Annotated in this window: 2 protein-coding genes and 1 pseudogene; all 3 read left to right on the top strand. The window is 55.8% G+C overall.

Translation table 11 applies throughout. The features are described from left to right. Nucleotides 1-103 (top strand): annotated as a pseudogene (locus ACIPY9_RS24605) (hypothetical protein); the annotation flags it as partial. A 30-nt stretch (nucleotides 104-133) separates the two neighbouring features. Further along, nucleotides 134-523: a 30S ribosomal protein S11 gene (rpsK, locus tag ACIPY9_RS24600; RefSeq protein ID WP_002555466.1), complete on the top strand. Its 390-nt coding sequence runs from the start codon at nucleotides 134-136 to the stop codon at nucleotides 521-523. Between the two features lie 18 nt (nucleotides 524-541). Then, nucleotides 542-1,162, top strand: a complete 621-nt coding sequence (rpsD, locus tag ACIPY9_RS24595; RefSeq protein WP_117163580.1) for a 30S ribosomal protein S4 — start codon at nucleotides 542-544, stop codon at nucleotides 1,160-1,162. Nucleotides 1,163-1,257: the final 95 nt, after the last annotated feature.

Below are 1,257 nucleotides of genomic sequence, written 5' to 3'. Positions count from 1 at the left end.
CGCTGTGATAGGCCAGACCGGTACCTGCCGGCCAGTACGCGGTCAGCGTACCAAGACCAACGCGCGTACTCGCAAAGGTCCGCGTAAGCCGATCCGCAAGTAATCGCTCCAGCGTTTCGACAGGAATTTAGTCATGGCAAAACCTGCTGCTCGTCCTCGTAAAAAAGTTAAAAAGACAGTGGTTGATGGCATCGCCCACATCCACGCGTCGTTTAACAACACAATCGTCACCATTACCGATCGTCAAGGTAACGCTCTTTCCTGGGCTACCTCCGGCGGTTCGGGTTTCCGTGGTTCCCGCAAGTCCACTCCGTTCGCTGCTCAGGTAGCTGCCGAGCGTGCTGGTCAAGCTGCGCTGGAATACGGTCTGAAGAACCTCGACGTTAACGTCAAGGGTCCAGGCCCAGGTCGTGAATCCGCTGTCCGTGCTTTGAACGGCTGTGGCTATAAGATCGCCAGCATCACCGACGTGACGCCAATCCCGCACAACGGGTGCCGTCCGCCGAAGAAGCGCCGCGTGTAATCCAGGAGACTGTAAGAAATGGCTCGTTACATTGGTCCAAAATGCAAACTTGCTCGTCGTGAAGGCACCGATCTCTTTCTGAAGAGCGGCGTTCGCGCTATCGAATCCAAGTGCAACATCGAAGCAGCTCCAGGCATCCACGGTCAACGCCGCGGTCGTCAGTCCGATTACGGTACCCAGCTGCGTGAAAAGCAAAAAGTCCGTCGTATCTACGGCGTTCTCGAGCGTCAGTTCAGCGGCTACTACAAAGAAGCTGCTGGCAAGAAAGGTGCAACCGGTGAAAACCTGCTGCAACTGCTCGAGTGCCGTCTGGACAACGTCGTATACCGTATGGGCTTCGGCTCGACTCGTGCCGAATCCCGTCAACTGGTTTCGCACAAGTCGATCAGCGTCAACGGCAAAACCGTTAACGTTCCTTCCTATCAAGTACGTGCCGGCGATGTCGTCGCTGTCCGTGAGAAGGCGCAAAACCAGCTGCGTATTGTCCAGGCTCTCGAACTGTGTGCCCAACGTGGCCGCGTAGAATGGGTAGACGTAGACACCGCGAAGAAATCGGGCGTATTCAAAAGCGTTCCAGCTCGCAGTGATCTATCCGCCGACATCAACGAAAGCCTGATTGTCGAGCTCTACTCCAAGTAAGGGCTAGAAAGGTGCAACCGGTGAAAACCTGCTGCAACTGCTCGAGTGCCGTCTGGACAACGTCGTATACCGTATGGGCTTCGGCTCGACTCGTG

This window comes from Pseudomonas sp. NPDC089734 (assembly GCF_044748865.1).
Taxonomy (GTDB): Bacteria; Pseudomonadota; Gammaproteobacteria; order Pseudomonadales; family Pseudomonadaceae; genus Aquipseudomonas.
This window is presented reverse-complemented; position numbering and strand designations above follow the sequence as displayed.

Coding starts and splice junctions, on each gene's coding strand:
- rpsK (WP_002555466.1), top strand. CDS start 134: ATGGCAAAACCTGCTGCTCGTCCTCGTAAAAAAGTTAAAAAGACAGTG.
- rpsD (WP_117163580.1), top strand. CDS start 542: ATGGCTCGTTACATTGGTCCAAAATGCAAACTTGCTCGTCGTGAAGGC.